This window comes from Pararhizobium sp. A13, from assembly GCF_040126305.1.
Classification (GTDB): Bacteria; Pseudomonadota; Alphaproteobacteria; order Rhizobiales; family Rhizobiaceae; genus Pararhizobium.
In genome coordinates this window covers 3,878,715-3,903,220 of the sequence record NZ_CP149510.1, presented here as the reverse complement: position 1 = coordinate 3,903,220, position 24,506 = coordinate 3,878,715, and the positions used below count along the sequence as shown (strand labels likewise).

At 62.6% G+C, this 24,506-nt stretch carries 19 protein-coding genes and 1 pseudogene; 7 read left to right on the top strand and 13 right to left on the bottom strand.

What is annotated here, in order from left to right; all coding sequences use genetic code 11:
* The first annotated feature begins 604 nt into the window (after positions 1–604).
* The 5 genes and pseudogenes from WI754_RS19090 to WI754_RS19070 all read left to right on the top strand — a co-directional run bounded on the left by WI754_RS19090 (position 605) and on the right by WI754_RS19070 (position 9,503).
* Positions 605–4,444: a hypothetical protein gene (locus tag WI754_RS19090; protein WP_349435012.1), complete on the top strand. Its 3,840-nt coding sequence runs from the start codon at positions 605–607 to the stop codon at positions 4,442–4,444.
* A 474-nt stretch (positions 4,445–4,918) separates the two neighbouring features.
* Positions 4,919–5,134, top strand: a complete 216-nt coding sequence (locus tag WI754_RS19085; RefSeq protein WP_349435011.1) for a GDCCVxC domain-containing (seleno)protein — start codon at positions 4,919–4,921, stop codon at positions 5,132–5,134.
* 69 nt (positions 5,135–5,203) lie between these two features.
* Positions 5,204–5,428, top strand: a pseudogene (locus WI754_RS19080) (DUF2950 family protein); the annotation flags it as partial.
* A 542-nt stretch (positions 5,429–5,970) separates the two neighbouring features.
* Positions 5,971–7,314 (top strand): TadE/TadG family type IV pilus assembly protein, encoded by a 1,344-nt coding sequence (locus WI754_RS19075; protein WP_349437875.1) that lies wholly within the window; start codon positions 5,971–5,973, stop codon positions 7,312–7,314.
* A 269-nt stretch (positions 7,315–7,583) separates the two neighbouring features.
* Positions 7,584–9,503, top strand: a complete 1,920-nt coding sequence (locus tag WI754_RS19070) for a DEAD/DEAH box helicase (protein ID WP_349435010.1) — start codon at positions 7,584–7,586, stop codon at positions 9,501–9,503.
* Positions 9,504–9,765: 262 nt separating this feature from the next.
* Here the strand turns inward: WI754_RS19070 and WI754_RS19065 are convergent, their stop codons facing one another.
* The 5 genes from WI754_RS19065 to pcaD form a co-directional block, all read right to left on the bottom strand.
* Positions 9,766–10,827 carry a 3-carboxy-cis,cis-muconate cycloisomerase gene (locus WI754_RS19065; protein WP_349435009.1) on the bottom strand — a complete coding sequence of 354 codons (1,062 nt, stop codon included), beginning with the start codon at positions 10,825–10,827 and terminating at the stop codon, positions 9,766–9,768.
* Between the two features lie 102 nt (positions 10,828–10,929).
* Positions 10,930–11,544 (bottom strand): protocatechuate 3,4-dioxygenase subunit alpha, encoded by a 615-nt coding sequence (pcaG, locus tag WI754_RS19060; protein WP_349435008.1) that lies wholly within the window; start codon positions 11,542–11,544, stop codon positions 10,930–10,932.
* Positions 11,544–12,293 carry a protocatechuate 3,4-dioxygenase subunit beta gene (pcaH, locus tag WI754_RS19055; RefSeq protein WP_349435007.1) on the bottom strand — a complete coding sequence of 250 codons (750 nt, stop codon included), beginning with the start codon at positions 12,291–12,293 and terminating at the stop codon, positions 11,544–11,546. Before pcaH ends, pcaG begins: the two co-directional genes overlap by 1 nt.
* An 11-nt stretch (positions 12,294–12,304) precedes the next feature.
* A complete protein-coding gene (pcaC, locus tag WI754_RS19050) occupies positions 12,305–12,709 on the bottom strand; it encodes a 4-carboxymuconolactone decarboxylase (protein WP_349435006.1) in 405 nt (134 codons plus the stop codon).
* A complete protein-coding gene (pcaD, locus tag WI754_RS19045) occupies positions 12,702–13,514 on the bottom strand; it encodes a 3-oxoadipate enol-lactonase (protein WP_349435005.1) in 813 nt (270 codons plus the stop codon). Before pcaD ends, pcaC begins: the two co-directional genes overlap by 8 nt.
* A gap of 94 nt (positions 13,515–13,608) precedes the next feature.
* Between pcaD and pcaQ the strand changes: the two genes are divergently transcribed.
* Together pcaQ and WI754_RS19035 are read left to right on the top strand one after the other, a co-directional pair.
* The gene (gene pcaQ, locus WI754_RS19040) at positions 13,609–14,556 is read left to right on the top strand and encodes a pca operon transcription factor PcaQ (RefSeq protein ID WP_349435004.1); all 948 of its coding nucleotides are present in this window, start codon (positions 13,609–13,611) and stop codon (positions 14,554–14,556) included.
* A 114-nt stretch (positions 14,557–14,670) separates the two neighbouring features.
* The gene (locus tag WI754_RS19035) at positions 14,671–16,659 is read left to right on the top strand and encodes an adenylate/guanylate cyclase domain-containing protein (protein ID WP_349435003.1); all 1,989 of its coding nucleotides are present in this window, start codon (positions 14,671–14,673) and stop codon (positions 16,657–16,659) included.
* Positions 16,660–16,662: 3 nt separating this feature from the next.
* Here WI754_RS19035 and WI754_RS19030 read toward each other — a convergent pair whose 3' ends face one another.
* From WI754_RS19030 to WI754_RS18995, 8 genes are all read right to left on the bottom strand, one after another.
* On the bottom strand, positions 16,663–17,319 hold the full coding sequence (locus tag WI754_RS19030) for a sulfite oxidase-like oxidoreductase (RefSeq protein WP_349435002.1): 657 nt from the start codon (positions 17,317–17,319) through the stop codon (positions 16,663–16,665).
* Between the two features lie 110 nt (positions 17,320–17,429).
* Positions 17,430–18,875 (bottom strand): aldehyde dehydrogenase, encoded by a 1,446-nt coding sequence (locus tag WI754_RS19025; RefSeq protein ID WP_349435001.1) that lies wholly within the window; start codon positions 18,873–18,875, stop codon positions 17,430–17,432.
* Positions 18,876–18,897: 22 nt separating this feature from the next.
* Positions 18,898–19,683 (bottom strand): coniferyl-alcohol dehydrogenase, encoded by a 786-nt coding sequence (locus WI754_RS19020; protein ID WP_349435000.1) that lies wholly within the window; start codon positions 19,681–19,683, stop codon positions 18,898–18,900.
* 41 nt (positions 19,684–19,724) lie between these two features.
* The gene (locus WI754_RS19015; protein ID WP_349434999.1) at positions 19,725–20,750 is read right to left on the bottom strand and encodes a branched-chain amino acid ABC transporter permease; all 1,026 of its coding nucleotides are present in this window, start codon (positions 20,748–20,750) and stop codon (positions 19,725–19,727) included.
* Complete coding sequence (locus WI754_RS19010; RefSeq protein ID WP_349434998.1) at positions 20,747–21,658, bottom strand: branched-chain amino acid ABC transporter permease; 912 nt, start codon at positions 21,656–21,658, stop codon at positions 20,747–20,749. The genes WI754_RS19015 and WI754_RS19010 overlap by 4 nt, the downstream gene beginning before the upstream one ends.
* Entirely contained in the window at positions 21,655–22,383 is a 729-nt protein-coding gene (locus WI754_RS19005; RefSeq protein WP_349434997.1) for an ABC transporter ATP-binding protein, read from the bottom strand. The genes WI754_RS19010 and WI754_RS19005 overlap by 4 nt, the downstream gene beginning before the upstream one ends.
* A complete protein-coding gene (locus WI754_RS19000; protein WP_349434996.1) occupies positions 22,380–23,150 on the bottom strand; it encodes an ABC transporter ATP-binding protein in 771 nt (256 codons plus the stop codon). Before WI754_RS19000 ends, WI754_RS19005 begins: the two co-directional genes overlap by 4 nt.
* Positions 23,143–24,462 carry an ABC transporter substrate-binding protein gene (locus WI754_RS18995; RefSeq protein WP_349434995.1) on the bottom strand — a complete coding sequence of 440 codons (1,320 nt, stop codon included), beginning with the start codon at positions 24,460–24,462 and terminating at the stop codon, positions 23,143–23,145. The genes WI754_RS19000 and WI754_RS18995 overlap by 8 nt, the downstream gene beginning before the upstream one ends.
* Positions 24,463–24,506: the final 44 nt, after the last annotated feature.

Here is a 24,506-nt window from a genome sequence, read left to right as displayed (position 1 = left end):
ACATCCTCGGCAGAGCGGCATCGTCTTTCCGGCCGTCAGCATCGGCGGCTTCCTGGAGCCGATGACCCCCGTTGCCGGATTTGGGCGGCATGGGCGTCGATCTCAACCGTTCAATTTTCCCGATCCGCGTTTCTCTGTTCCGCCTGCCTTCTGGACGTCACAAAATCGAACGTGTTTGAGGATTTAGAGGCACGCGTGCAGCATTGTTAACTCAATATTAAACACTCCCGGATAGTCATTTATCCAAGACTTCTGCTGAAGACGGCACATCGCAGATGTGTTGACGGCAGATCTCCGTGAACCGGTCTTGCCATGGCGAGGCGTTCACGTCGACAGGCGTAGGAGTCAGGGCCGTCACACGCTCTGTATGCATGAAGCACTTCCAACGCGCTGGCTCCTGCGAGCCATGTTCCTCGTAACATTGTTTCCTTCCGACAGGGCGCACGAATGGTCGATGCCGATCGAGGCGTCCAACCAAACGGATAACGCCGGCAGCGGGCGCAGGGCGCGCCTGAGGCTGCTGCGAAGAGGCTTGCAAGTCTTTTCGCGTGGCCTGCGGCAGGGAAATGACATTTGCAATCGGTTAACATAAAGGCGCGCTTCTATGACCTCGATTATTGCTTCTCTGTCCGTCAGCCAGATCAAGTCTCTATCCACCGCAGCGATTACTGCCCTGACAACCACCGACGTCGCGGCACTGACCACGGCTCAGGTCAAGGCGCTTTCCTCAACTCAGATCGCGGCTTTGCAGACTGAGGATATCGCGACCCTCACGACCGAGCAGATGAGCGCCGTATCGGCGACTGCGATCAAAGGCTTGAGTCTGGACCAGTTGGCCGTTCTGGGCACGTCGACGGTCGGAAGCCTCGGCACGGCTCAAGTCGCAGCCCTCTACTCCAGCCAGATCGCGGGTTTGACTTCCGACCAGGTCGAGGCTTTGACCTCCTCCCAGGTCGGCGCCTTGAGCTCGACGCAAATCGCAGCTCTGACCACGGAAGATATCGCGACGTTCTCGACCGCCGAGATTGCAGCGATCAACGTCAAGGCTCTGTCGGCTCTGTCCACCGACAACGTGGCAACCCTCACCTCTGACCAGGCCGCCGCCCTGACGACAGGCCAGGTCGCGGTGCTGAAGTCCAGCCAGATCTCGGCCTTGACCTCCGCGCAGATCGGGGCCTTGACCACTACGCAGATCGGAACCCTGACCTCGACCCAAGTCGCGGCTCTGACCACAGACAATATCGCGGCACTCACCACCGATCAGGTCGCCGCCCTGAACTCGAAGTCGGTGGGGGCCTTGACCTCCGCGCAGATCGGCGCTCTGACCTCTTCGCAGGTCGAGGCTTTGAGTGCCGCGCAGATCGCCGCCTTGGATTCGGCTGATATTGCAGCTCTGGCGACGGAAGACCTGGCAACGTTCTCGACCGCCGAGATTGCGGCGATCAGCGTCAAGGCCTTGCCGGGCCTGTCCACCGACAACGTCGCAGCATTGACCTCCACGCAGACCGCCGTCCTGACGACGGCCCAGGTCGCGGCACTGAAGTCCAGCCAGATCACCGCCTTGACCTCGACCCAGCTTGGCGCTCTGACCTCTTCGCAGGTCGGAATCCTGAGTTCGACCCAAGTCGCGGCTCTGACCACCGACAATGTAGCGGCGCTCACGACTGACCAGGTCGCCGCCCTGAGCTCGAAGGCCGTGGCGGCCTTGACCTCCGCGCAGATAGGCGCCTTGACCACCGCACAGGTCGAGGCTTTGACCTCAGCCCAGGTCGGCGCCCTGAACTCGACGCAAGTCGCAGCCCTCTCCACGGATGACCTCGCAACGTTGTCCACCGGCGATATCGCGGCGATCAGCGTCAAGGCACTCTCCGGACTATCCACCGATAGCGTCGCAGCCCTCACGTCCGACCAGACCTCCGCTCTGACGACGGGCCAAGTCGCAGCGCTGAAGTCCAGCCAGATCGCTGCCTTGACCTCAACCCAGGTCGCCGCTCTGACCACTTCACAGATCGGCGCCATGGGCTCGACGCAGGTCACGGCTCTGAGCACCGACAATGTCGCGGTGCTGACGACCGGTCAGGTTGCCGCTCTGAACTCGAAGTCGGTCGCGGCCTTGACCTCCGCGCAGATCGGCGCTCTGACCTCTTCGCAGGTCGATGTTTTGACCTCCGCACAGATCGGCGCGCTGAGCTCGACGCAACTCGCAGCTCTGGCGACGGAAGACCTGGCAACGTTCTCAACCGCCGATATTGCCGCGATCAGTGCGAAGGCCCTGTCGGGACTGTCCACGGACAACGTGGCTGCCCTCACGTCCGACCAGACCGCCGCCCTGACGACGAGCCAGGTCGCGGCGCTGAAGTCCACCCAGATTTCGGCCTTGACCTCCGATCAGATCGGCGCTTTGACCTCGTCGCAGATCGGGACCCTGAGTTCGACGCAAGTCGCGGCTCTGACCACCGACAATGTCGCGGTCCTCACCACTGACCAGGTCGTCGCGTTGAGCTCGAAAGCTGTGGTAGCCTTGACCTCCGCGCAGATCACGGCTCTGACCTCCACCCAAGTCGAGGCCTTGACCTCCGCCCAGGTCGGCGCCCTGAGCTCGACGCAAGTCGCAGCTCTGGCGACGGAAGACCTGGCAACGTTCTCGACGGCCGATATCGCGGCGATCAGCGTGAAGGCCCTGGCGGGACTGTCCACCGACAACGTCGCAGCACTCACCTCCGGCCAGACCGCCGTCCTGACGACGGCCCAGGTCGCGGCACTGAAGTCCAGCCAGATCTCGGTCCTGACCTCCGATCAGGTCGGGGCACTGACCACTTCGCAGGTCGCCGCCCTGAGCTCGACGCAAATCACGGCTCTGAGCACGGATAATGTCGCGGCGCTCACCACTGACCAGGTCGCCGCCCTGAACTCGAAGTCGGTCGCGGCCTTGACCTCCGCCCAGATCGGCGCCTTGACCACCGCCCAGGTCGAAGCCTTGACCGTCGCGCAGATCGGGGCCATGGACTCGGCTGACATCGCGGCCCTCTCCACGGAAGACATCGCAACGTTCTCCACCGCCGATATTGCCGCGATCAGCGCCAAGGCTCTCTTGGGACTGTCCACCGACAACGTCGCCGCGCTTACCTCCGACCAGACCGCCGCCTTGACGACGAGCCAGGTCGCGGCGCTGAAGTCCAGCCAGATCTCGGCCTTGACCTCAACTCAGGTCGGCGCTCTGACCTCTTCGCAGGTTGGCGCGCTGAGTTCGACGCAAGTCGCGGCTCTGAGCACCGACAATGTCGCGGCGCTGACCACCGACCAGGTCGTCGCCCTGAATGCGAAGGCTGTGGTAGCGTTGACTACCGCCCAGATCGAGGCTTTGGTAACCACTCAGGTGGATGCCTTGACCTCCGCGCAGATTGCCGCCCTGAGCTCGACGCAAGTCGGAGCTCTGGCGACGGAAGACCTGGCAACGTTGTCCACCGCCGATATTGCGGCGATCAGCGTAAAGGCCCTGCCGGGGCTCTCCACCGCCGGCGTCGCGGCACTCACCTCCGACCAGACGGCCGCCCTGACGACGGCCCAGGTTGCGGCGCTGAAGTCCAGCCAGATCTCGGTCTTGACCTCCGATCAGGTCGGCGCTCTGACCTCGTCGCAGATCGGAACCCTGAGCTCGACGCAAGTCGCGGCTCTGACCACCGACAATATCGCCGAGCTCTCCACTGACCAGGTTGCCGCCCTGAGTTCGAAGGCGGTGGCTGCCTTGACCTCCGCACAGCTCACGGCTTTGACCACCGTACAGGTCGAGGCATTGACCTCCGCGCAGATCGGCGCCTTGGACTCAGCCGATATCGCGGCCCTCTCCACGGAAGACATCGCAACGTTCTCCACTGCCGAGATCGCGGCGATCAGCGTCAAGGCTCTGTCGGGACTGTCCACGGACAGCGTCGCAGCGCTGACCTCAGACCAGGCCGCCGCCCTGACGACAAGCCAGGTCGCGGCGCTGAAATCCACCCAGATCGCCGCCCTGACTTCGACGCAGCTTGGCGCTCTGACCTCTTCGCAGGTTGGCGCCCTGGGCTCGACGCAGGTCACGGCTCTGAGCACCGACAATGTCGCAGCGCTAACGACCGATCAGGTCGCGGCCCTGAACTCGAAGTCGGTGGCGGCGCTGACCTCCGCCCAGGTCGAGGCTTTGACCTCCGCCCAGGTCGAGGCTTTGACCTCCGTCCAGGTTGGTGCCTTGGGCTCGGCTGCGATCGCCGCCATGTCCACGGAAGAAATCGCAACGTTCTCGACCGCCGATATCGCGGCGATCAGCGTCAGCGCTCTGCCGGGACTGTCGACGGACGACATTTCCAGCCTGACGAGCGATCAACTGCAAGCGATCACGACGACACAGTTGCAGGCACTGGACTCGGCACAGGTCGAGGCGGTCATTGCGGCCTATCAAGCCATATGATTTTGAGCGGCGCGGCCATGGCCGCGCCGCTCCAACCCTCGACAGAGGGGAAGATATTGAACGGCGCTTTCTCTTAAAGCGCCGTTCAGGCTTGGGATCTGAAATCCTTTGCGGTTCGAATCGTGATTGGCAGGCGGCTTGAGCCTGCCAACCACCCCCTCAAAAAAGCCCGCCGTTTTTGATTGCTGCAGATTAGCGCCCGTGGAATTTCTCCGAGAATTGACCCGTCTTTTTGGTCTGTTTTCTTGGGTCTGATGTTAGGTCAAGTTCCGGCTTCGCTCCTTTGCGCTCATCCCATGAGTATCTCACCATCCAGCCGGAAACTCCTCTCGATCGCCCACTGCACGGGCGACTCCCCGCTTTTCGTTGCGATAGGGTATCCGATCGCGATCGGCATTCTTGCGTTCGTTGGAGCCGTCATGGCCCCTTTCTGGTAAAATGGTGACTTCGCTTCGCCTTTGGCGGGGCATCGTGATGAATAACAATGTCATTCTCGAATCCGTTATTACCTGCCCGCATTGCGGTTTCGCCACGCTGGAAACCATGCCGACGGACGCCTGTCCGTTCTTCTACGAGTGTCTCAACTGCATGACCCTGCTGCGCCCCAATCCCGAGGACTGCTGCGTGTTTTGCTCGTTCGGTTCAGTGACGTGCCCGCCGATGCAGCAGCAGCGCGGATGCTGCGGGTAGGGCCTGGATCGGGTTTCCGAAGCGGCGCGACCGGACGGGCACGGCCACCGGCGGGGCGGAGGGCGCGAAAACATCGCCGGCGGTAAATATGACTATGTCATCAACGGCAACATGATTGCCGGTTACGCGCTCGTCGCCTAGTCGGTCAAATATGGTGCGAGCGGTGTCAACACCTTCGTGGTGAGCGAGAACGGCACCGTCTACCAAGCCGACCTTGGCGATGACACGGAAATAATCGCTGCTGATATCCGGCAGTTCAATCCGAACGACAATTGGCAGACGGTCAAGGACTGACAGCCTTCCACAGCGATATGCCCAGCAGCGTATCCGCCGTTCCGTGCACCAGCGCGAGGGGCATCGGCACGGCTGTGGATTCCGGAACGTACCGTTTGTCCCGAGCGGTACCGCATGTTCCGGGAGATCGCCCGGCGAAGCGACGTGACGATGGGACAGCGGATCAAGGCATCGCGTATGGGGCGTCGTACATGTTATTTGGATCGCGCCAGAAATGAGTGTTGTGCTGACATGATTCAATGAAAATATGTATATTAAAATTTTTTCCCGTTAAATCTTGCCATAGTCCATAAGTGTGTGTGAATAATATTCATTATACCTATTGTACGTATCGTTTTAATTCAGAATAAATTTAAGTATTGTTTTAAGATGCAATTCGAAATTGCTTTTACTTGAACTACAACTTAGTTTTGTCGGAATTTTATTTCGGTTAACTATTGCGCTTTACCGCCGTTTAGAACTTCGCGGCTACTGTCTTGCCCAGCGAGTGTAAATGTGCGGGCAGTGGGCCGCGCAGTGAGGGCGGGGTGGTCACAGTGCGTATGGTGAAAAAACTCTTTGCGGATCGGTCGGGCAATTTTGCCATGATGGGCGCCATCGTTATCGTGCCCATTCTTGGTTGTGCCGGCATGGCCATCGATTTCGCCCGTGCCATGGAACTGAAGGCACAGCTTCAGAACGCCGCCGATGCCGCCGTGGTGGGCGCAATCGCGGAAAAGTCCGCCGGCGTCGCGCAGGCGATCAACCTGCCGCAGGACGGCCCGGTTCCGCTAAGCGAAGAGGAAGCCGAGGCACTTTTCAACGCACAAATGGACTCTACAAACCCGGAGTACAACCCGGACGTGGAGGAGGAACTCAAGCTTGATCTCGTCAAGGCAACGGTCAGAAAAAGCGGCAAGGATATCAATGCCGAACTGACCTATCAGGCAACCTTGAAGACATCGTTCCTGCGCGTCATCGGCAAGGAGAGCATCACGGTCTCCGGCAAGGCCACGGCCACCTACCAGTCGCAGTCCTTCATGGATTTCTACATGCTGCTCGACAACACGCCGTCGATGGGGGTCGCCGCGACGCCGACTGATGTCGACAACATGATCAAGGCGACGGCAAAGGTATCAGATAGCGGATCAAGAAATTGTGCCTTCGCCTGTCATATCGTCTCGGAAAAGGGCGTGATCAACACCAACAGCAACTATTTCGTCGCCCGCAACAATGGCATCACCATCCGTATCGACGTTGTAGCAAAGGCTGTCGCGGCGCTGACGCTGGAGGCCGAGCGGACGCAGAGTTATTCCAACCAGTTCCGCATGGCCGCCTATACATTCGGCGAAACGGCGGTGGACGTGAAGCTCTTGAAGGTCGCGGCACTGACTGCCGACCTGACGAAGGTGAAGGCCGGAACAGCGAACATCAAGCTGATGAGCATCCCTTACCAGGGCTACAATAACGACCAGCAGACGAGTTTCGACAATGCGCTGACCAAGATCAACGCCGAGATCGGAACGCCTGGCAATGGCACGAGTTCCGCCAACCCGGAGAAGATCGTGTTCTTCGTTTCGGACGGCGTTGGCGACAGCAACAAGCCGAAGGGATGCACGAAGAAGCTGACGGGCACGCGCTGCCAGGAGCCGATCGATATTACCTATTGCCAGACGCTGAAGGACCGCGGGATCAAGATTGCCGTTCTCTACACCACCTATCTGCCACTGCCGAACAACAGTTGGTACAATAGCTGGATCAAGCCCTTCCAGTCGGAAATCGGAACGCGCATGCAGGCCTGCGCTTCGCCGGGTTTCTATTTCGAGGTGAGCCCGACAGAAGGCATCGAGTCGGCAATGAAGACCCTGTTCAACAAGGTGGTGCGGTCGCCACGCCTGACGAGCTGAGTTTCCAACCTCGCCAGAGGCGGATAAACCCAAGCGCCGCATAGAACAGCGATGCATCCACACGATGCATCGCTGTTCTGGTATTGGGCATTTCGCCGGACCTTGCCTTATCGGGTTTTCGCGGGCCGCCGCGTTCCGCTCTGTACAATTCGCGCCGGGCACAGTAAGAGGGCGCGCATGTATTGGCTTGCGACGTGCTGGCCGCGGGGACTGCGCTCTTCCTCATCGACCGAGACGCGCACGGCATCCGAATTCCGAAAGACAAACATATGACAGAGTTCGACAGCATCGCTCCGGCGATCGCTCAGGCGTTGACGAAGCGCGGCTATTCCGAGTTGACCCCGGTCCAGAAGGCGGTTCTCGGCGCCGAACTGGAAGGCCGCGACGCGCTGGTCTCGGCGCAGACCGGATCGGGCAAGACGGTGGCCTTTGGCCTCGCGCTCGCCTCGACCCTGCTCGACGGCAAGGAGCGTTTCGCCCAGGCCGGCGCACCTCTGGCGCTTGCCGTGGCGCCGACCCGCGAGCTGGCGCTGCAGGTCAAGCGCGAGCTGGAATGGCTCTATGAACTGACCGGCGCGACGGTTGCTTCCTGTGTCGGCGGCATGGACATGCGCACCGAGCGCCGCGCACTCGATCGCGGCGCCCACATTGTCGTTGGAACGCCGGGCAGGCTCTGCGACCACATCCGCCGCAATGGCTTGGATATGTCGGCGCTCAAGGCCGTCGTTCTTGACGAAGCCGACGAGATGCTTGATCTCGGCTTTCGCGAAGATCTTGAATTCATTCTCGAGGAAGCTCCGGCCGAACGGCGCACCTTGATGTTTTCGGCGACCGTGCCGCGCTCGATCGCCAATCTTGCCAAGAGCTACCAGCGTGACGCTGTCCGCATCTCGACGCAGGCCGAGCAGAAACAGCATCTCGACATCGAATACCGCGCACTGACCGTTGCGGCATCGGATCGCGAGAATGCGATCATCAACGTCCTGCGCTTCTATGAGGCGCGCAATGCTCTGGTGTTCTGTTCGACGCGTGCGGCCGTCAATCACCTGACGGCCCGCTTCAACAATCGCGGTTTCTCGGTCGTCGCCATGTCGGGCGAGCTTAGCCAGAACGAACGAACCCACGCGCTGCAGGCGATGCGCGATGGGCGCGCCCGGGTCTGCATCGCGACAGACGTGGCAGCCCGCGGCATCGATTTGCCCGGTCTCGAACTGGTCATCCACGCCGACCTGCCGACCAATCCCGAAACGCTCCTTCATCGCAGCGGGCGCACCGGCCGGGCCGGCCGCAAGGGGGTCAGCGCGCTGATCGTGCCCAACAGCGCCCGCCGCAAGGCCGAGCGGCTGCTGCGCGACGCCAATATTACGCCGACCTGGGCGAAGCCGCCGTCAGCCGACGAAGTCACCCGACGCGACGACGAACGCATCCTGGCTGACCCGGCCTTCGAGGAAGCGATCCGCGAGGAAGAGCAGGATTTCGTCCGTGAGCTTCTCGAAAAGCACGGTGCCGAACAGGTTGCTGCTGCCTTCGTGCGCTTGTCGCGGGCCGGGCGCTCAGCGCCGGAAGACCTGATGGACACGCCGTCCTTCACGCCGTCAACAGATCGTGGCGACCGCGGTGATCGTCCGGATCGTGGCGAGCCGAGGGCGCCGCGCGGAGATTTCGGCGACAGCGTCTGGTTCTCGCTGTCGGCCGGCCGCAAGCAGAATGTCGAGCCGCGCTGGCTGATCCCGATGCTCTGCCGCATCGGCCGCATCACCAAGCAGGAGATCGGCGCGATCAAGATGCAGGCCGAGGAGACCTATGTCGAGATCGCCCGCGACTGGGTGGATCGTTTCGTCGAAGCGGTCGGGCCGAAGCGGGCGCTTGAAAAGGGCATCCAGGTCAGGCAGCTCGACGGTATGCCGGATCTCTCCGGCGGGTCGCGGGGTACGCCTTATGCGGGCAAGAAGGCCGGCAAGCCCGACTGGAAGGGCGACGCCAAGCCGGACTGGAAGGGCGAAGGCAAGCCGAAGCGCAAGTTCGATGCAAAGCCGGAATTTGCCGGGGCCGACAATCGCTCATCGGAAAAGACGGATACCAAGCCGTGGAGCAAGAAGCCTGGCAAGCCGAAATTCGAAAAGCCGAAGTTCGACAAGCCGGGCGCCGAGGGCGCCAAGCGCAAGCCGTTCAAGAACAAGGCGAACTGAGGCTTCTCGCTTTTCGCTGAACAGCAACAGCTGCTCCGTCGCGTGATCAAGACCTGCGTAGTTGCGAGAGCTACAGGGCAGAGGATTGGCGAAGCCGGTCATATTTCACCCTCTCTACCGGCCTTGTGCCGGCAATCCAGCGACGCGATGTCGATCGCGTGAAAGACTTCCAAGCGCCCAAGGACTTGGGAGCGCTGATACCCGCCAAAAGGGCGGGTATCAGGGGACAGGCGGCGTTGTCGTGTTTTCGACAGTTGAGAGGTTAGTTCTTCGCTGCACCGAGCCGCTTGATCTGGCCGACGAGCGTCGAAGCCAACCGCAGGCTGGCGCCGCAGGCGATGGCCATTTGCGGCAGGAGCATCCATTCGAGCGTCCACGCGGAGCCTGAGCGCTCTTGCTCGTGCACCATCGCTTGGTGGATGCCGGAGAGTTGCACGGCGTTGAAGCGGGCGAGCGACACCAGCGCTTCGGCGGCCACCGGATTATGCTTGTGCGGCATCGCCGAGGAGCCGCCACCGCCCGACAGTTCGATCTCATTGCCGGCCTGCGCGAGCAATGTAATGTCCTTACCGAATTTACCAAGGCTGCCTGATATCAGCGACAGGATGTGGGCGAGGTCGGCGATCGTCGTCCGCTGGGTCTGCCATTGCGGATGATCGGCGAGACCTAGATGTTCGGCAAGGGCTGCGCGGACACTGCCGGCCTTGTCGCCCAGCTTTTCGAGCGTGCCTGCGGCGCCGCCGAACTGCAGCGGGAAAGACACGACGTCCATTCGCTCCAGCCGGTCCTGGTAACTGGCGAGCGGCGCACTCCACGCGGCGATACGATCCGAAACCGTGATGGCGATGGCAGCTTGCATGCGCGTATGCGCCATCAGCGGGTTTGAACCCCATTGCCGGTCGATCTCTTCGAAAGCCGCGCGAAGCTCATCCAGGCGGCCGCACAGGAGCCTGCAAACCGATGTCAGGCGCAGCATCAGGCTGGTGTCGATGACATCCTGGCTCGTTGCGGCGAAATGCAGCTTCTCTGCGGCGTCTCCGCCGATTGCCTTGCGCAATTGGCGGACCAGCTCGGGGGCTACCACGCCGTCCGTTGCCGTCGCGCGCCGCAGGGCCAGGACATCCGGCAGGAAATTGCCGCAGACGTCCGCGATGCGCGCCGCCTCATCCTTCGAAACTATGCCATGCTCAGCTTGCGCCTTCGCCAATGCGGCTTCGAAGGACAGCATGGCACGGATATCCGCGTCTGCGGAGAAGAAGGCGGCAATTTCCTCGTCGCCCAGCAGGCCCGAGAGAAACGGATGATCGAAGACGGAGGCGGTCATGTCTGTCCCGGGTTCCTGGACCTAAAGCGCCGATGCGCTTTAGGTCTTTATTTTTATACATTTCGTCGCCCAAAGCCGCTGCACACTTTTGGGCGACATGCATCAGATGTCGAGAAAGACGGTTTCCTTCTCGCCCTGCAGGTGAATGTCGAACGTATAGATAGAGCCCTCGCGCGGCACGACCAGTGTGGCAACGCGGTGACGATGTTCGATGCGGGCGAGCAGCGGGTCTTCGGCGTTCGCTTGCGCTTCGTCGGCGAAATACATGCGGGTGTGAAGCCCGATATTAATGCCGCGTGCGACGATCCAGAAGGTGACGTGCGGTGCCATTTTCCGCCCGTCCTTGTAGGGTGCGCGCCCTGGCTTGATTGTTTCGAACGTGAAGACGCCGTCGTCGGCGCTGGTCGGACAGCGGCCCCAGCCGGTGAAATTCGGGTCAGCCGTGCCGCGCAATTCGGACGGGCTGTTGTAGAGGCCGGCCGCGTCGGCCTGCCAGATTTCGACGAGCGCGTCCTTCAGCGGCGTTCCGGCGCCGTCGATGACGCGACCGCGGATCGTGATGCGTTCGCCGAGCGTCTTGTCATTGACCATGGAGGCACCGAGGTCGGCCTCATAGACGCCGGTGATGCCGGCGAAATTGGGCGTGCAGCCGATATGGACGTAGGGGCCGGCGGTCTGCGACGGCGATTCCTTGAGGTAGCTGAGATCCTGGACCATCAGTTGCCCTCCAGCCGGTTTTCAAACAGCGTCGAGCGGCGGCCGCGCAGTACGATGTCGAACTTATAAGCGCGCGCATCCATCGGAATGGTGTTGGCCCAGTCGAGCGGCGCGATCAATTGTTCAATGGCATGGCGGTCCGGGATGGTGGTGACGATTGGACATTTCCAGATCATCGGGTCACCCTCGAAATACATTTGTGTGATGAGCCGCTGGGCGAAACCGTGGCCGAAGACGGAAAAATGGATATGGGCCGGACGCCAGTCGTTGACGCCGTTCGGCCAGGGGTAGGGACCGGGCTTGATGGTACGGAAACGGTAGCCGCCATCCTCGTTGGTGATGGTGCGGCCGCAGCCGCCGAAATTCGGGTCGAGCGGCGCGAGGTACGTTTCCTTTTTGTGGCGATAACGTCCGCCGGCATTGGCCTGCCAGAATTCGAGCAGCGCGCCGGGAACCGGCTTGCCACGCTCGTCGAGCACGCGGCCATGGACAATGATACGCTCGCCGATGGCGCTCTCGCCAGGCCTGGCAAAGTTGTGGATGAGATCGTTGTCGAGTTCGCCGAGGATGGAATGGCCGAAGACCGGGCCGGTGATCTCGGAAATCGTGCCGTCCAGCGAGAGCAGCGCCTTTTGCGGCGAGCGCAGCACGGAGGTCTTGTAGCCCGGCGTCAAGGCCGGCGCATGCCAGGCGCGGTCGCGCTGGAAAAACGCGCCCGTCTCGGGCTTTTTGTTGGAAAGGTCTGACATGTTGCTCTGCCTCAGGCCGCCTGCTCGGCGTCCATCTGTTCGAAAACCTGCTTGGCGATCTTGATCGCGCGATTGGCGGCTGGGACGCCGGCATAGATCGCCACATGTAACAGCGCTTCGCCGATGTCGGCGCGGCTGGCGCCGGTATTGGCGGTGGCGCGCACATGCATCGCCACTTCTTCGTCATGGCCAAGGGCCGCGAGAAGGGCGATCGTCACCATCGAACGCTCGCGCTTCGACCAGGTCGGCCGTGACCAGAGGTTGCCCCAGGCGGCTTCCGTGATCAACTCCTGAAAGGGTTGGTCGAAATCCGTCGTGGCGGACTGGGCCCGGTCGACGTGACGGTCGCCCAGCACGGCACGGCGGGTGATCAAGCCCTGGCGGTAACGTTCGGTCGGCGCGGTCGCGTCATTCATGGGCTTTTTCTCCAGACAGGACGATATCGATGAAGGCACGCAGCACGGCGGTCAGCGCCTCCGGCTGTTCGACGCAGGGGATATGACCTGCGTCACGGATGACTTCGTAGCGCGCGCCGGGGATAAGCTTTGCGGTCGATAGAACGAGATCGGGTGGTGTCGAACCGTCCTGGTCGCCAACGATGCACAGGGTAGGCACCGCGATGCGCTTTGCGGCCTCGGTGAAATCGGCATCGCGGATCGCGGCACAGGTGCCGGCATAACCGGTGACCGGCTGGCGGACGAGCATGTTGCGGTAGCCGTGATAGGCGTTGTTTTCCGGCCGGCGGAAAGCGGGGGTGAACCATTTCTCGAGGACGCCGTCGGCGATGTTCCCAATACCGTTCTGCTCGACGGTCGCGATGCGCGCGTTCCATGATTCCACGGTGCCGATCTTGTGGGCGGTGTCGCAGAGAATGATCGCGCGCACCAGATCCGGTCGCGTTGCATAGAGGCCCTGCGCGATCAGGCCGCCCACCGACAGGCCGCAAATGATCGCCTGCCTGACGGACAGGAGATCGAGCAGGCCGGCGAGATCAGAGACGTGCAGGTCCATCGAATAGGGGACATCGCCGATATCGGAAAGGCCGTGGCCGCGCTTGTCGTAGAGGACGATGGCGAAGTCCCCGGCGAACCGCACGATCACATCCCGCCAGATACGGAAATCGGTGCCAAGCGAATTGGCAAAGACAAGCACCGGCTTGTCATTGGCAGCGCCAATGACCTGATAATGGAGCGTGATGTCGTTGATGTGGGCAAACTGCACTGGAATTCTCCTCCGCCGCCAGATTGGGGCTTTAATCTGGTTAGGTAAAATGACATTTTATTGCCTATCATTAACTCGCAAGTTATGAGTTCTCATGATCGACGCTCGTGTAAAATTCCGTCATTTGCAGACCTTTGTCGAGGTCGCCCGCCAGAAGAGCGTGATGAAGGCGGCAGGCCTTCTGCATGTCAGCCAGCCGGCCGTGACCAAGACGATCCGCGAACTGGAAGAGGTGCTGGGTGTCGCCGTGTTCGAGCGCGACGGCCGCGGCATCAAGATCACCCGTTACGGCGAAGCTTTCCTGCGGCATGCGGGGGCGGCATTGACGGCCATCCGGCAGGGGCTGGATTCTGTTTCGCAGGAGCGGTCGGGTGACGGCCCGCCGGTCCGGGTCGGCGCGCTTCCGACCGTCTCGACGCGGATCATGCCGCGCGCCATGGCGCATTTTCTGAAGGAAGACACCGGCAGCCGTATCAAGATTGTCACCGGCGAGAACGCCGTGCTTCTGGAGCAGTTGCGGGTCGGCGACCTCGATCTGGTGGTGGGGCGCCTGGCCGCGCCCGAGCAGATGACGGGGTTTTCCTTCGAGCATCTCTATTCCGAGCAGGTCGTCTTCGTCGTGCGCAAGGGGCATCCGCTGCTTTCGGCAAAGCGGTCCGTGTTCGACAATCTCGGGAGCTATCCGGTGCTGATGCCGACACGCGCCTCGATCATCCGGCCGTTCGTCGAGCGCTATCTGATCGCCAACGGCATCGCCAGCCTGCCGAACCAGATCGAGACCGTCTCCGATTCCTTCGGTCGGGCCTTCGTGCGGGCCAGTGATGCGATCTGGATCATCTCGACGGGCGTCGTCGCCGGCGATATCGAAGACGGGATGCTGGCAACGCTGCCGATCGATACCAGCGAGACGAAGGGGCCGGTCGGGTTGACCATGCGGGCCAACGCCATTCCCTCCATGCCGCTTGCCATTCTGATGCAGACGATCCGGGAGGCGGCGGCCGAAGTCTCGGGCAAGCCATTGAAAGACGCGAGAGCGAAATAGGAGGAGGCCGACGGTCGCATCGCCGTTTTTGTGTACGAATTTACCACCCGCTGATATTCTTGTTTGAGCTGCAATTTCTTGTGATGGCAGCATATTCGGGGTCAGAGAAAAGGCATGTCGGAACAATCGGTTGGTCCTGTCGCAAAGGGAATATCGGCAGGCTGGACCAGGTCGCTGCGCTCGCTTCTGGGTCTCGCAATGGCAGCCTTGCTGATCGCCGTTTCGGGCACGCTCGTCGGTTTCGGCTACTGGCGGGCTCGGGATTCTGCCCTCGTCAATGCCGAGGCCGATATGCGCGCCTTTTCCGATCGCCTGGTCGACCGCCTGGGCATACTTTCCGGACGCACGACGGCACTGGTCGGGTTCACCGCGTCGATCGCCAATTCCTTCCTTGTGCCGCCGCCGGAGCGTTTGGGCGACAAGATCACGCTGCTGCGCGAAATCATCGCCCAGTCACCGGATCTCGACGGCATTTATGCCGGCTATCCGGATGGCGCCTTTATTCAGGCCGTCGATCTGAGGGCGCAGGCGTGGCGCAAGGCACTCGACGCACCGGCAGGTGCCGTTGTCGCCGTACGCTCAATGGAGCCGGAGGGCGCGGAAGCGCGCAATAACCGGCTCATCTTCCTCGACAAGGATGGCAACCAGATGCTGGAGCGCCGCCTTCTCAACACCGGCTTCGATCCCACGAAACGTCCATGGTACCAGGCTGCGGTGAATGGCATGAAGCCGGCGGCAATCGGCCCCTATACGATGGCGACAACGGGTGCGCTCGGCATGAGCATTTCGCAAGCGCATCGCGGCAATGGCGGCATTGTCATCGGCGCGGATATCGATCTCGGCACGATCACCGAGTTCATGGCGCGTGAGCGCCTGACCCCCGGGACCGTCGCCTTTGTGATGGATGCGACCGGGAGGCCGATCATGCATTCCGACCGCGGGCTGATGGCCCGGATGACGGCGTTGAAGGAGAGGGGCGACTTGGATGTTTCAAGACCCCTCGATCCACTGCTCGCCGGCATCAGGGCCAATCTACCGAAGGACAGCGGGGTGAGCTTCGCCGACATCGGCGGGCGCACTTATATCGTCATGGCGACCTCGGTGAAGTCGATTGTTTTGCTTGCCGGACACCGCACGGTGGTAGCGGCACCGCTGGACGAGTTGACGGCGGCCGCCAGTCGCAACCTCTATCAGGGGCTCGCCATTGCTGCCGCCATCGTCATCCTCGGGCTCATGACCGCATTGTTCATGGCCCGGCTGATCACCCAGTCGCTTGGCCAACTCACTGCCAATGCAAACCGGTTGCAGGATCTCGATTTTACTGCGCCGAGCGAAGTCTCATCCCACGTCACCGAAATATCGACCCTCGGGCGGGCGATGAACCGGGCGCGCGACGCGATCTTCACCTTTGCGCTCTATGTGCCGAAGGAACTGGTGCGCAAGGGCATCGAATCCGGCGAGTTCGCGGGCAGGGGCGGGCGCCGGCAGGAAGTGACCGCGTGGTTTACCGATATCTATGATTTTACGACGTTGAGCGAGCAGCGTACGCCGGAAGAGGTCCTCGCCCTCCTGTCGGATTATTTCGACATCTTCAACGAGACCGTCAGCGCCCATGGCGGCGAGATCATCCAGTTTCTCGGAGATTCCGTCTTTGCCATGTGGAATGCGCCGGTCGCCAACGAGCGTCATGCGGAGAATGCCTGCCGCTGCGCTCTGGCGGTGGAGAGGAGGCTCACGGTGTTCAATGCCGATCTGAAGGCGCGGGGTCTGCCGGAGTTGCGGACCCGTTTCGGCGTTCATACCGGCACGGCGGTCGTCGGCAGTGTCGGGGCCAGGGAGCGGCTGCAATATACCGCCATGGGCGACACGGTGAATGTCGCCTCACGCCTAGAGGGCATGAACAAGGTCTATGGCACGGCGATCCTGGCCAGCAGCGCGGTGGTGGCACAATGCGGAGACGCGATCATCTTCCGCCCGCTCGGGGAGGCGCAGGTCAAGGGCAGGGCGACGGCGCTGGAGCTTTACGAGGTTGTTGGCGAGAAGGCGCATACCGATAGGCAGCCGGACTGTCCGGAAGCGGAGGAGACAGCAGAGCGTAGCTGATGCTCAATCGCCGGAGTAGCGCTGCTCGCGCCAGGGATCGCCAAGCATGTGATAGCCGTTCTTTTCCCAGAAGCCGGCCTGATCGCCGATCAGGAACTCGATGCGGCGTAGCCATTTGGCGCTTTTCCAGAAAAAGAGATGCGGGATGACGAGGCGCATCGGGCCGCCATGGTCGCGCGTCAGCGGTTCGCCTTCCCAGGCGGTCGCGAGAATGCCCTCTTCGGCGGCGAAATCTTCAAGCGGCAGGTTCGTGGCGTAGCCGTCATAGCTGGTCAGCATCACGAACTTGGCTTCCGGCTTTGGCATCACCAGATCGAGCAGGTCGTGCGTGGAGACGCCCTGCCACCGATTGTCGTAGCGCGACCAGGTCGTCACGCAATGGATGTCGGAGAGCGTGTTGCTTTGCGGCAAGCGGTGGAAAGCGTCCCAGTCGAGTTTCACCGGATTTTCGACGGCGCCGATGATCTGCAGTGCCCATTCCGTTGTCTGGATACGCGGCTGCTGGCCGAGATCGAGAACCGGCCAGTTCTTGACGAGATGCTGGCCGGGCGGCAGGCGGTTGGTGTCTGAGCGGGTGATTTTCCCCGTCAGAAACTTGCCTTCCTCGGCCCAGCGCCGCTTGGATGCGGTGAGTTTCGTTTCCGGGGTCTCGTCGGTCATGAGAGGTAACTCACTGCTTACGCCAAGCCGGCGGGGAAGGAAGCAGAGAATTTACAGGTTGAATCGCCCGCGATGTCAAGCACGGGCGAAATCGGTCCCGTCAAAGGGGGTCAGAAGGGATAATGCTGCGTGGAATCCTCAACCGTGATCCAGCGCAAGTCGGTGAATTCGTTGATCGCAGCCTTGCCGCCGAAGCGGCCGTAGCCGCTGCCCTTGACGCCGCCGAAGGGCATTTGCGCCTCGTCGTGAAGCGTCGGGCCGTTGATGTGGCAAATGCCGGATTCAATCCGTGCCGCAACCGCCATTGCCCTCTGGACGTCACGGCTGAAGACGGCGGAGGACAGGCCATATTCGGTGTCGTTGGCAACGCGGATCGCCTCTTCTTCGCCGGAGACACGGACGATCGGCTTGACTGGGCCGAAGGATTCTTCCGAATAGACGCGCATGTCGGGTGTCACATGATCGAGCAACGTCGCCTCGACCACGGTGCCCGAGCGCTTGCCGCCGGCCACGAGTTTTGCGCCCTTCGCCGTCGCGTCGGCGATCAGCTCTTCCATCTTAATGGCGGAGTCGAGGCTGATCAGCGAGCCGAGCACAACGTGGCCACGCGGGTCGCCGGCCGGAAGTTGGCTGGCGCGGGCGGCCAATTTGGCGACGAACTGATCGGCGATGGCTTCATCGACGATGATGCGCTCGGTCGACATGCAGATCTGGCCCTGATGCATGAAGGCGCCGAAGATGGCGGCGTTCACGGCGCCGTCGATATCGGCGTCATCGAGGATGACCAGCGGCGCCTTGCCGCCGAGTTCGAGCAAGGCGGGCTTCAGATGCTTGCCGCAGGTCTCGGCAATGATCTTGCCGACCTTGGTCGAGCCGGTGAAGTTGACGCGTTTGACCGCCGGATGGGCGATCAGAGCGGCGACGATTTCCGGGGCGTCTTCCGGGGCGTTGGTCACGACGTTGATCACCCCGGCGGGCAGGCCGGCCTCAGAAAGTGCGGTGGCGATCAACCGGTGCGTGCCGGGGCATTGTTCGGAGGCCTTGAGGATGACGGTGTTGCCACAGGCGATCGGCATGGCAACGGCGCGGGTGCCGAGGATGACGGGTGCGTTCCAGGGCGCGATGGCAAGGCAGACGCCGGCCGCCTGCCGCACGCCCATGGCGAGCGTGCCCGGCTTGTCGGAGGGGATGATCTCGCCGGAAATCTGCGTCGTCATCGAGGCCGCCTCGCGCAGGATATTGGCGGCCAACATGACATTGAAGCCGGCCCAGGGCGCGGTGGCGCCCGTCTCCTCGATCATCAGTTTGGTGAATTCGCCGATCTTGGCATCCATGATGTCGGCCGCCTTCATCAGGATCACACGGCGCTGGCCAGGACCGGTCTGCGACCAGGCGGGGAAGGCGGCGGACGCTGCTTCGATAGCGGCTTCCACATCCTCCAGGCCGGCGGCGGCGGCGCGGCTTGCGAGCTTTTCGGTAAAGGGATCGATCCGGTCATAGGTGCGGCCGCTTAAGGCTGCGCGGTCAGTGCCGTTGATGAGAAGGGAAATGTTCATGAGGGGCTCCTGGGGAATGAAACTAGAAACCGAGGACTTCGGCATTGATCGAGGCTTCGAGGCCGCCATCGGCGGCAAGATTGGCGCCGTTGATCCAGCGGGCTCCGTCCGAGCAGAGGAAGAGGATCGCGGGTGCGATATCGGCGGATGTGCCGGCGCGGCCAACGCGGGTGATGTCGCTGTCGACCCGGGCGTCGCCAAGCACGGCGCGGAACTGTTTGAGGATCGGCGTCTCGACCGGGCCGGGGCTCACCGCATTGACCCGGATGCGGCGTTCCTTGAACAGCGGCTGATGGGCGGCGCGCATGGTCCAGAGCAGGAGCAGTTCCTTGGAAAGCGGATAGCCTTCCTCGTCCCTGAGGTCGTGTTTGTCGGCAACCGCTGCCACATCCGGAAAGCCCTCGATGCCAATCAGCGTCTTTGCCCGATCGAGATTGGCGCGCCAGCCGTAACCGGCGATCGAGGCGACATTGACGATGGCGCCGCTTTCGCGCAGGCGCGGGGCAACGGCTTCGGACAGGGCCCGCAAGCCGTAGAAGTTGACTGATAGCGTCGAGACGATGCCGGTATCGCCGGAGAGGCCGGCGACATTGGCGAGCGCGTCGAGGCGTGTCGGAAGCTGTGCGACGATATCGGCGACGCCGGCGGCGGTCGAGAGGTCGCCCTTGATGAAGGCAGCGGTCCCCCTGGCGGGTTCGCGGACGTCGACGCCGATGACCTCGGCGCCCATCTGGGCCGCCACTTCTGCGGTGCGCGCGCCGATGCCGGAAGCTATGCCGGTCACCAGGATCGTTTTACCGAAAAGCATGAAATTCACCTTTCACAAGAGAGTCCGGATGGCCGGACAGATCATTGTTCCCATTGGATTTTGTTCGGGCCGGGGAATTTCAGCCGGTAGCCGACGGGAAGCAGTTGGAGGTCAAAGCGGCGCTCGATCTCGCCCCACAAACCGCGCGGTAGATAGAGCGAGAAGATCACGGCGGTGGCGCCGAGCCCGATCAGGTACCAGACGCCGAGCGCGCCGAAGAAGGTCTCGATGATGAAGAACAGCACAGCGCCGAGGATCGCGCCCTCGAACTTGCCGATGCCGCCGACCAGCACCATGAAGATCATGTAGGCGGTCCATTGAACGCTGAAATAGGTCTTCGGCTGGAAGGTCGTGGCCGAGGCCAGCCACAGCCCGCCGGCAACGGCGATGCCGAAGGCGGCGAGCACGAAGAGCAGGCGCTTGGTGCCGATGACATGCACGCCGACGGAGGCGGCTGCGTCCTCATTGTCGCGGATCGCCTGGATCGCCGCGCCCGTGCGGCTGCGCAGGAGGACAAAGAGGATGCCGAGAAGGGCTGCCATCGAGGCGAGCGCCAGCCAGTAGATGACGGCGCGACGCGTGCCGCTGTCATAGACGTTGAGCGAGATCATCGAGGTGCCGGTCTCGCCCTGGATCAGCCGGTCGAGATTGACCAGCATATGCGTCAGCGCCGAGATCACCCACATGCCGATGGCGAACTCGCCGCCCTTCAGCCGCAGCATGAAGAGCGAAAGGGGCAACGAGAGTGCGCCGGTGATGAGAGCGGCGGCAAACAGCGAGAGGAACGGGTTCAACCCAGCATCGGCAAGGCGGATGGTGAAATAGGCGCCGAGGCCGAAGAAGACCTGCTGCCCGACGGAGACGAGGCCGCCAAAGCCGGCAAGTGCGTTCCACATCGCAGCGAGGATGACGTAGACGAACAGTGCGGTCATCCGATCGACCGCGCCGGCGCCGAGGACAAGCGGCGCGAGGGCGAGGAGGCAGAGCACCGCCGCCATGGTTGACAGCGCCAGCCGGGACGAACGGGTCCAGCGTTCGACGGAGATATCGTTGGCGAGGACGGTCATGTCTTGCTCCGGAGGGACAGGCGGACTTTCCCGATGCTGGCCCGGCTGACGATGGGCACGCCGGTCAGGAACAGCCGGGCGAAAAGGGCGAGAAGGAAGGCGACATGGCCGCCGATGAGGAACCCCTGCGGGTGGAATTGCGCGCCGAGCGACTGGGCAAGGCCGAGCACGACGCCGCCGATGAGGGTGCCCCAGAGCGAACCCGCGCCGCCGATCACGGCCGCCTCGAAGGCGAAGAGCAGTTGCGGCCCGCCGGAATAGGGATCGAAGGTCGCCCGCATGCCGAGAAAGGCACCGGCGATGCCGACCGTCACCATGGCGATCGCCGCGGCTAGTGCATTGACCTTGCGGGCATCGATGCCGACGAGGCCGGCCGTGTCGGGATCCTCGGCCGTGGCGCGGATGGCGCGGCCGAGGGCAAAACGGCTGAGGAAGAGCTGCAGGCCGCCAAGCAGGGTAATCGCGGTTGCCATCATCAGGATGGCGAGCTTGCCGACATAGATGCCGCCGGGCAGTTCCCAGCTGTCATAGGACAGGCTGCCGATGAACGGGGCCAGCGAGCGCGTGTCGGCGCCGAACTGTTCGAACAGCAGGTTGTCGATGACGATGGCGAGGCCGAAGGTGGTGAGGATCGGCAGGAGCGCACCGCCGCGGGCACTGCGCTCGAGCAGATAGCGCTGCAACAGCCAGCCGACGGCCGCCATGATGGGCAGGACGATCAGCAGCCCGGCAAAGGGCGGGATGCCGAATTTGGAGGCGAGCAGCCACAGGCCGTAGCCCGAAGCGACCGCCAGGCTGCCATGGGCAAGATTGATGATCCGCATGACGGAGAACATGAAGGACAGGCCACAGGCGATGACGGCATAGTAGCCACCGAGCAGGATGCCCTGGATCAGAGTGTCGATCACGATGCCGTCCTCCCCGTGTTCGTCCGATGCAGCCCGAAGTAAGCCTCGGTGATCTGGTCGCGGGTGACGCCGCGAGTCGGCTTGTCGAGCACGATGCGGCCTTCCAGCATGCAGATGACGCGGCTGGCGACCGCCATGGCGCGGCCAAGATCCTGCTCGACCAGCACGACGGTGGTGCCGGAGGTGAGCAGGGTCTGCAGGTGCGCGTAAACACGCTCGACGACCAGAGGCGACAGGCCGAGCGAGACTTCGTCGAGCAGGAGAATATCCGGGTTGCTCATCAATGCGCGGCCGATCGCCGTTGCCTGCTGCTCGCCGCCGGAGAGATGTCCGGTCTTGGCATGGCGGCGGGGGACGAGGTTGGGGAAGGCGTCGAAGACGCGGTCGATGGTCCAGTCGCCCTGCCTGCCGGCAGTTTTCCCGAGCAGCAGGTTTTCCTCGACCGTCATCTGCGTGAAAAGGCGGCGGCCTTCCGGCACCAGCGCGATGCCCATGGCGATGCGCTTGTGCGCGGGGACGGCGGCGAGGTCTTCATCGCCGAGCAGGATGCGTCCGGAGGCCGGCAGGTGGGCGCCGGCGACGGAGCGTAGAAGCGTCGTCTTGCCGGCGCCATTGGCGCCGACCAGCGCCAGCACATCGCCCTTGGCGAGATCGAAGCTGACGTCGCGCACGGCCTGAAGCAGGCCGTGGCGGACCTCGAGGTTGCGGATGGAGATGAGGCTCATGCGGGTGCGCCTCCGAGATAAGCCTTGACCACGGCGGCATCGCTCATGACCGTTGTAGGCTCGCCGTCGGCGATGATCCGGCCCGCATCCATGCAGATCAGCCGTTCGGCGACCTGCAGCAGGATATGGACGATATGCTCGATCCAGACGATGCCGATGCCGCGGCGGCGCAGTTCGAGGATCGTGCCGACCAATTCCTGTGCCTCGCCATCCGTCAGGCCGCCGCCGATCTCGTCGAGCAGCATCAGTTTCGGTTTTGTTGCGAGCGCCCTGGCGAGTTCCAGCCGTTTACGATCGAGCAGGCCGAGCGTATCGGCCTGACGGTTGGCGACGCCGCGCATACCGCAGAGCGTCAGCGAGTCGATCGCGCGCTCATAAGCCTCGTCGCGGCTGGCCGCGCCGCCATGGGAGGCGGCGACAAGGACGTTTTCGAAGGCCGTCATGCCGCTGAAGGGTTTTGGAACCTGATGGGTGCGTACGAGGCCGAGGTGGCAGCGGTTCGCGGCTCCTTGCGCGGTGACGTCGCGGCCATCGAAACGGATCGTTCCTCCGCTCGGCGGAAAGGCGCCTGCGAGAACGCTCAGAAGCGTTGTCTTGCCGGCGCCGTTCGGACCGACAATGCCGACCGCGTCCGCTTGGCCCATGGAGAAATGGACATTGTCGAGAACCACAAGCGCCCCGAAGCGCTTGTCGATCCCCTGCGCCGAGAGAAATGCTTCTCCCGGCGGTGCCTCTCTTATCTGCTGCCGCACGGAACTGTTATCCATTGTAGGGAACTGTCTTGACCCCCACCGGCACATTCGGGTCGGTGGCATTTTCCGTGACGACGTAATCGAGCGCGAATTTGCTGCCTTCCGGCGCCTTGACCCATTGCGCTCCGATGATCGGGCCGGGCGAGACATTGGCCACTGGTCCGCTGGTGAAATCCACCTTTCCGGCAATCGTGGTCGTCTGCAAGGTGCTCAGCGCCTTGGTGACGGCTTCCTTGCTCTTCGCATCGCTTGCCGCTTTCAAGGCCTCGAAGCCGGCGTCGAGCAGCGACAGGCTGGCGCCAAGCTGCTGCGTCCATTGCTTGCCGCTCGTCGCCTCATAGCCGTCGGCAAGTTCGGTGCCGGAGACGCCGGTCAGCGAGGACTTGTAGGGGAATGCCTTGTGCCAATAGGCCGCGCTGCAGATATTGAAGCCGAGATCGCCCAGCGCCTCGATGTCTGAGGGGAAGAGGCCGGTCTTCGCCACCTGGCAGATCTTGACCTGCCGTGTCAGGCCCTGCTGGGCCGCCTGGCGCCAGAAAGCGGCGAAATCCGGAGGGATCGGGAAGGAGTTGAATATCTCGACGCCTTCCTGCTTGAACAGGGCAATTTGCGCGGAAAAGTCGGTGGTGCCGGTCTCATAGGCGCCGGGGTCGACGATCGTGAAACCTTCCTTGGCAAGAAGCGGCGCCAGATTGGCACGGATGGCGTTGCCGTCGGCGTCGTTCGGATACATGACGCCGACTCGTCTATTGGTCTCGATCAGGTTCCATTGCGAGACATAGGTCTTGAAGAATTCGTGGACGCCGAAACCGAAATGATAGGTCCATTTGAACGGCGAGGGCGCGCCGGGCTTGGCGCCGCGGCCGAAATACCAGGCTTCCCAGGGCATGACGGTGGAGAGGCAGGGGACGCCGGCCGCCTCGCAGGCGTCGGCCACTGGATTGATGGTTTCCGGGGTGGAGACGGCTAGCATCAGGTCGACACCCTGATTGTTGATCAGGTCCTTTGCCAGTTGGCCGGCGCGCGACGGATCGGACTGAGTATCCTGATCGAGGACTTCGACCTGGAATGTCTTGCCGCCCGCCTGGAAGCCGGATGCCAGCGCCTTGCGCGCGAGGTCGAGCACGTAGCCGTCGGTCTGGCCGAAGCCGGCGAGCGGGCCGGTGCGGGGGCTGATGAAGCCGACCTTCAGCGTATCGCCGCTCTGAGCGAAGGCTGTGCGGCCCGAGAGTGCGAGCGCCGCGCCGCCTGCTGCGGTCGCTGCAATGAAAGAGCGGCGGGTCAAAGACGCCGGATCGAATTTTCCGTTACGGAAATTGCCGTTCATGAAGTTTTCCTCCCTGTTGCGGGGCCTCCCAGCCCCCGTGTGTT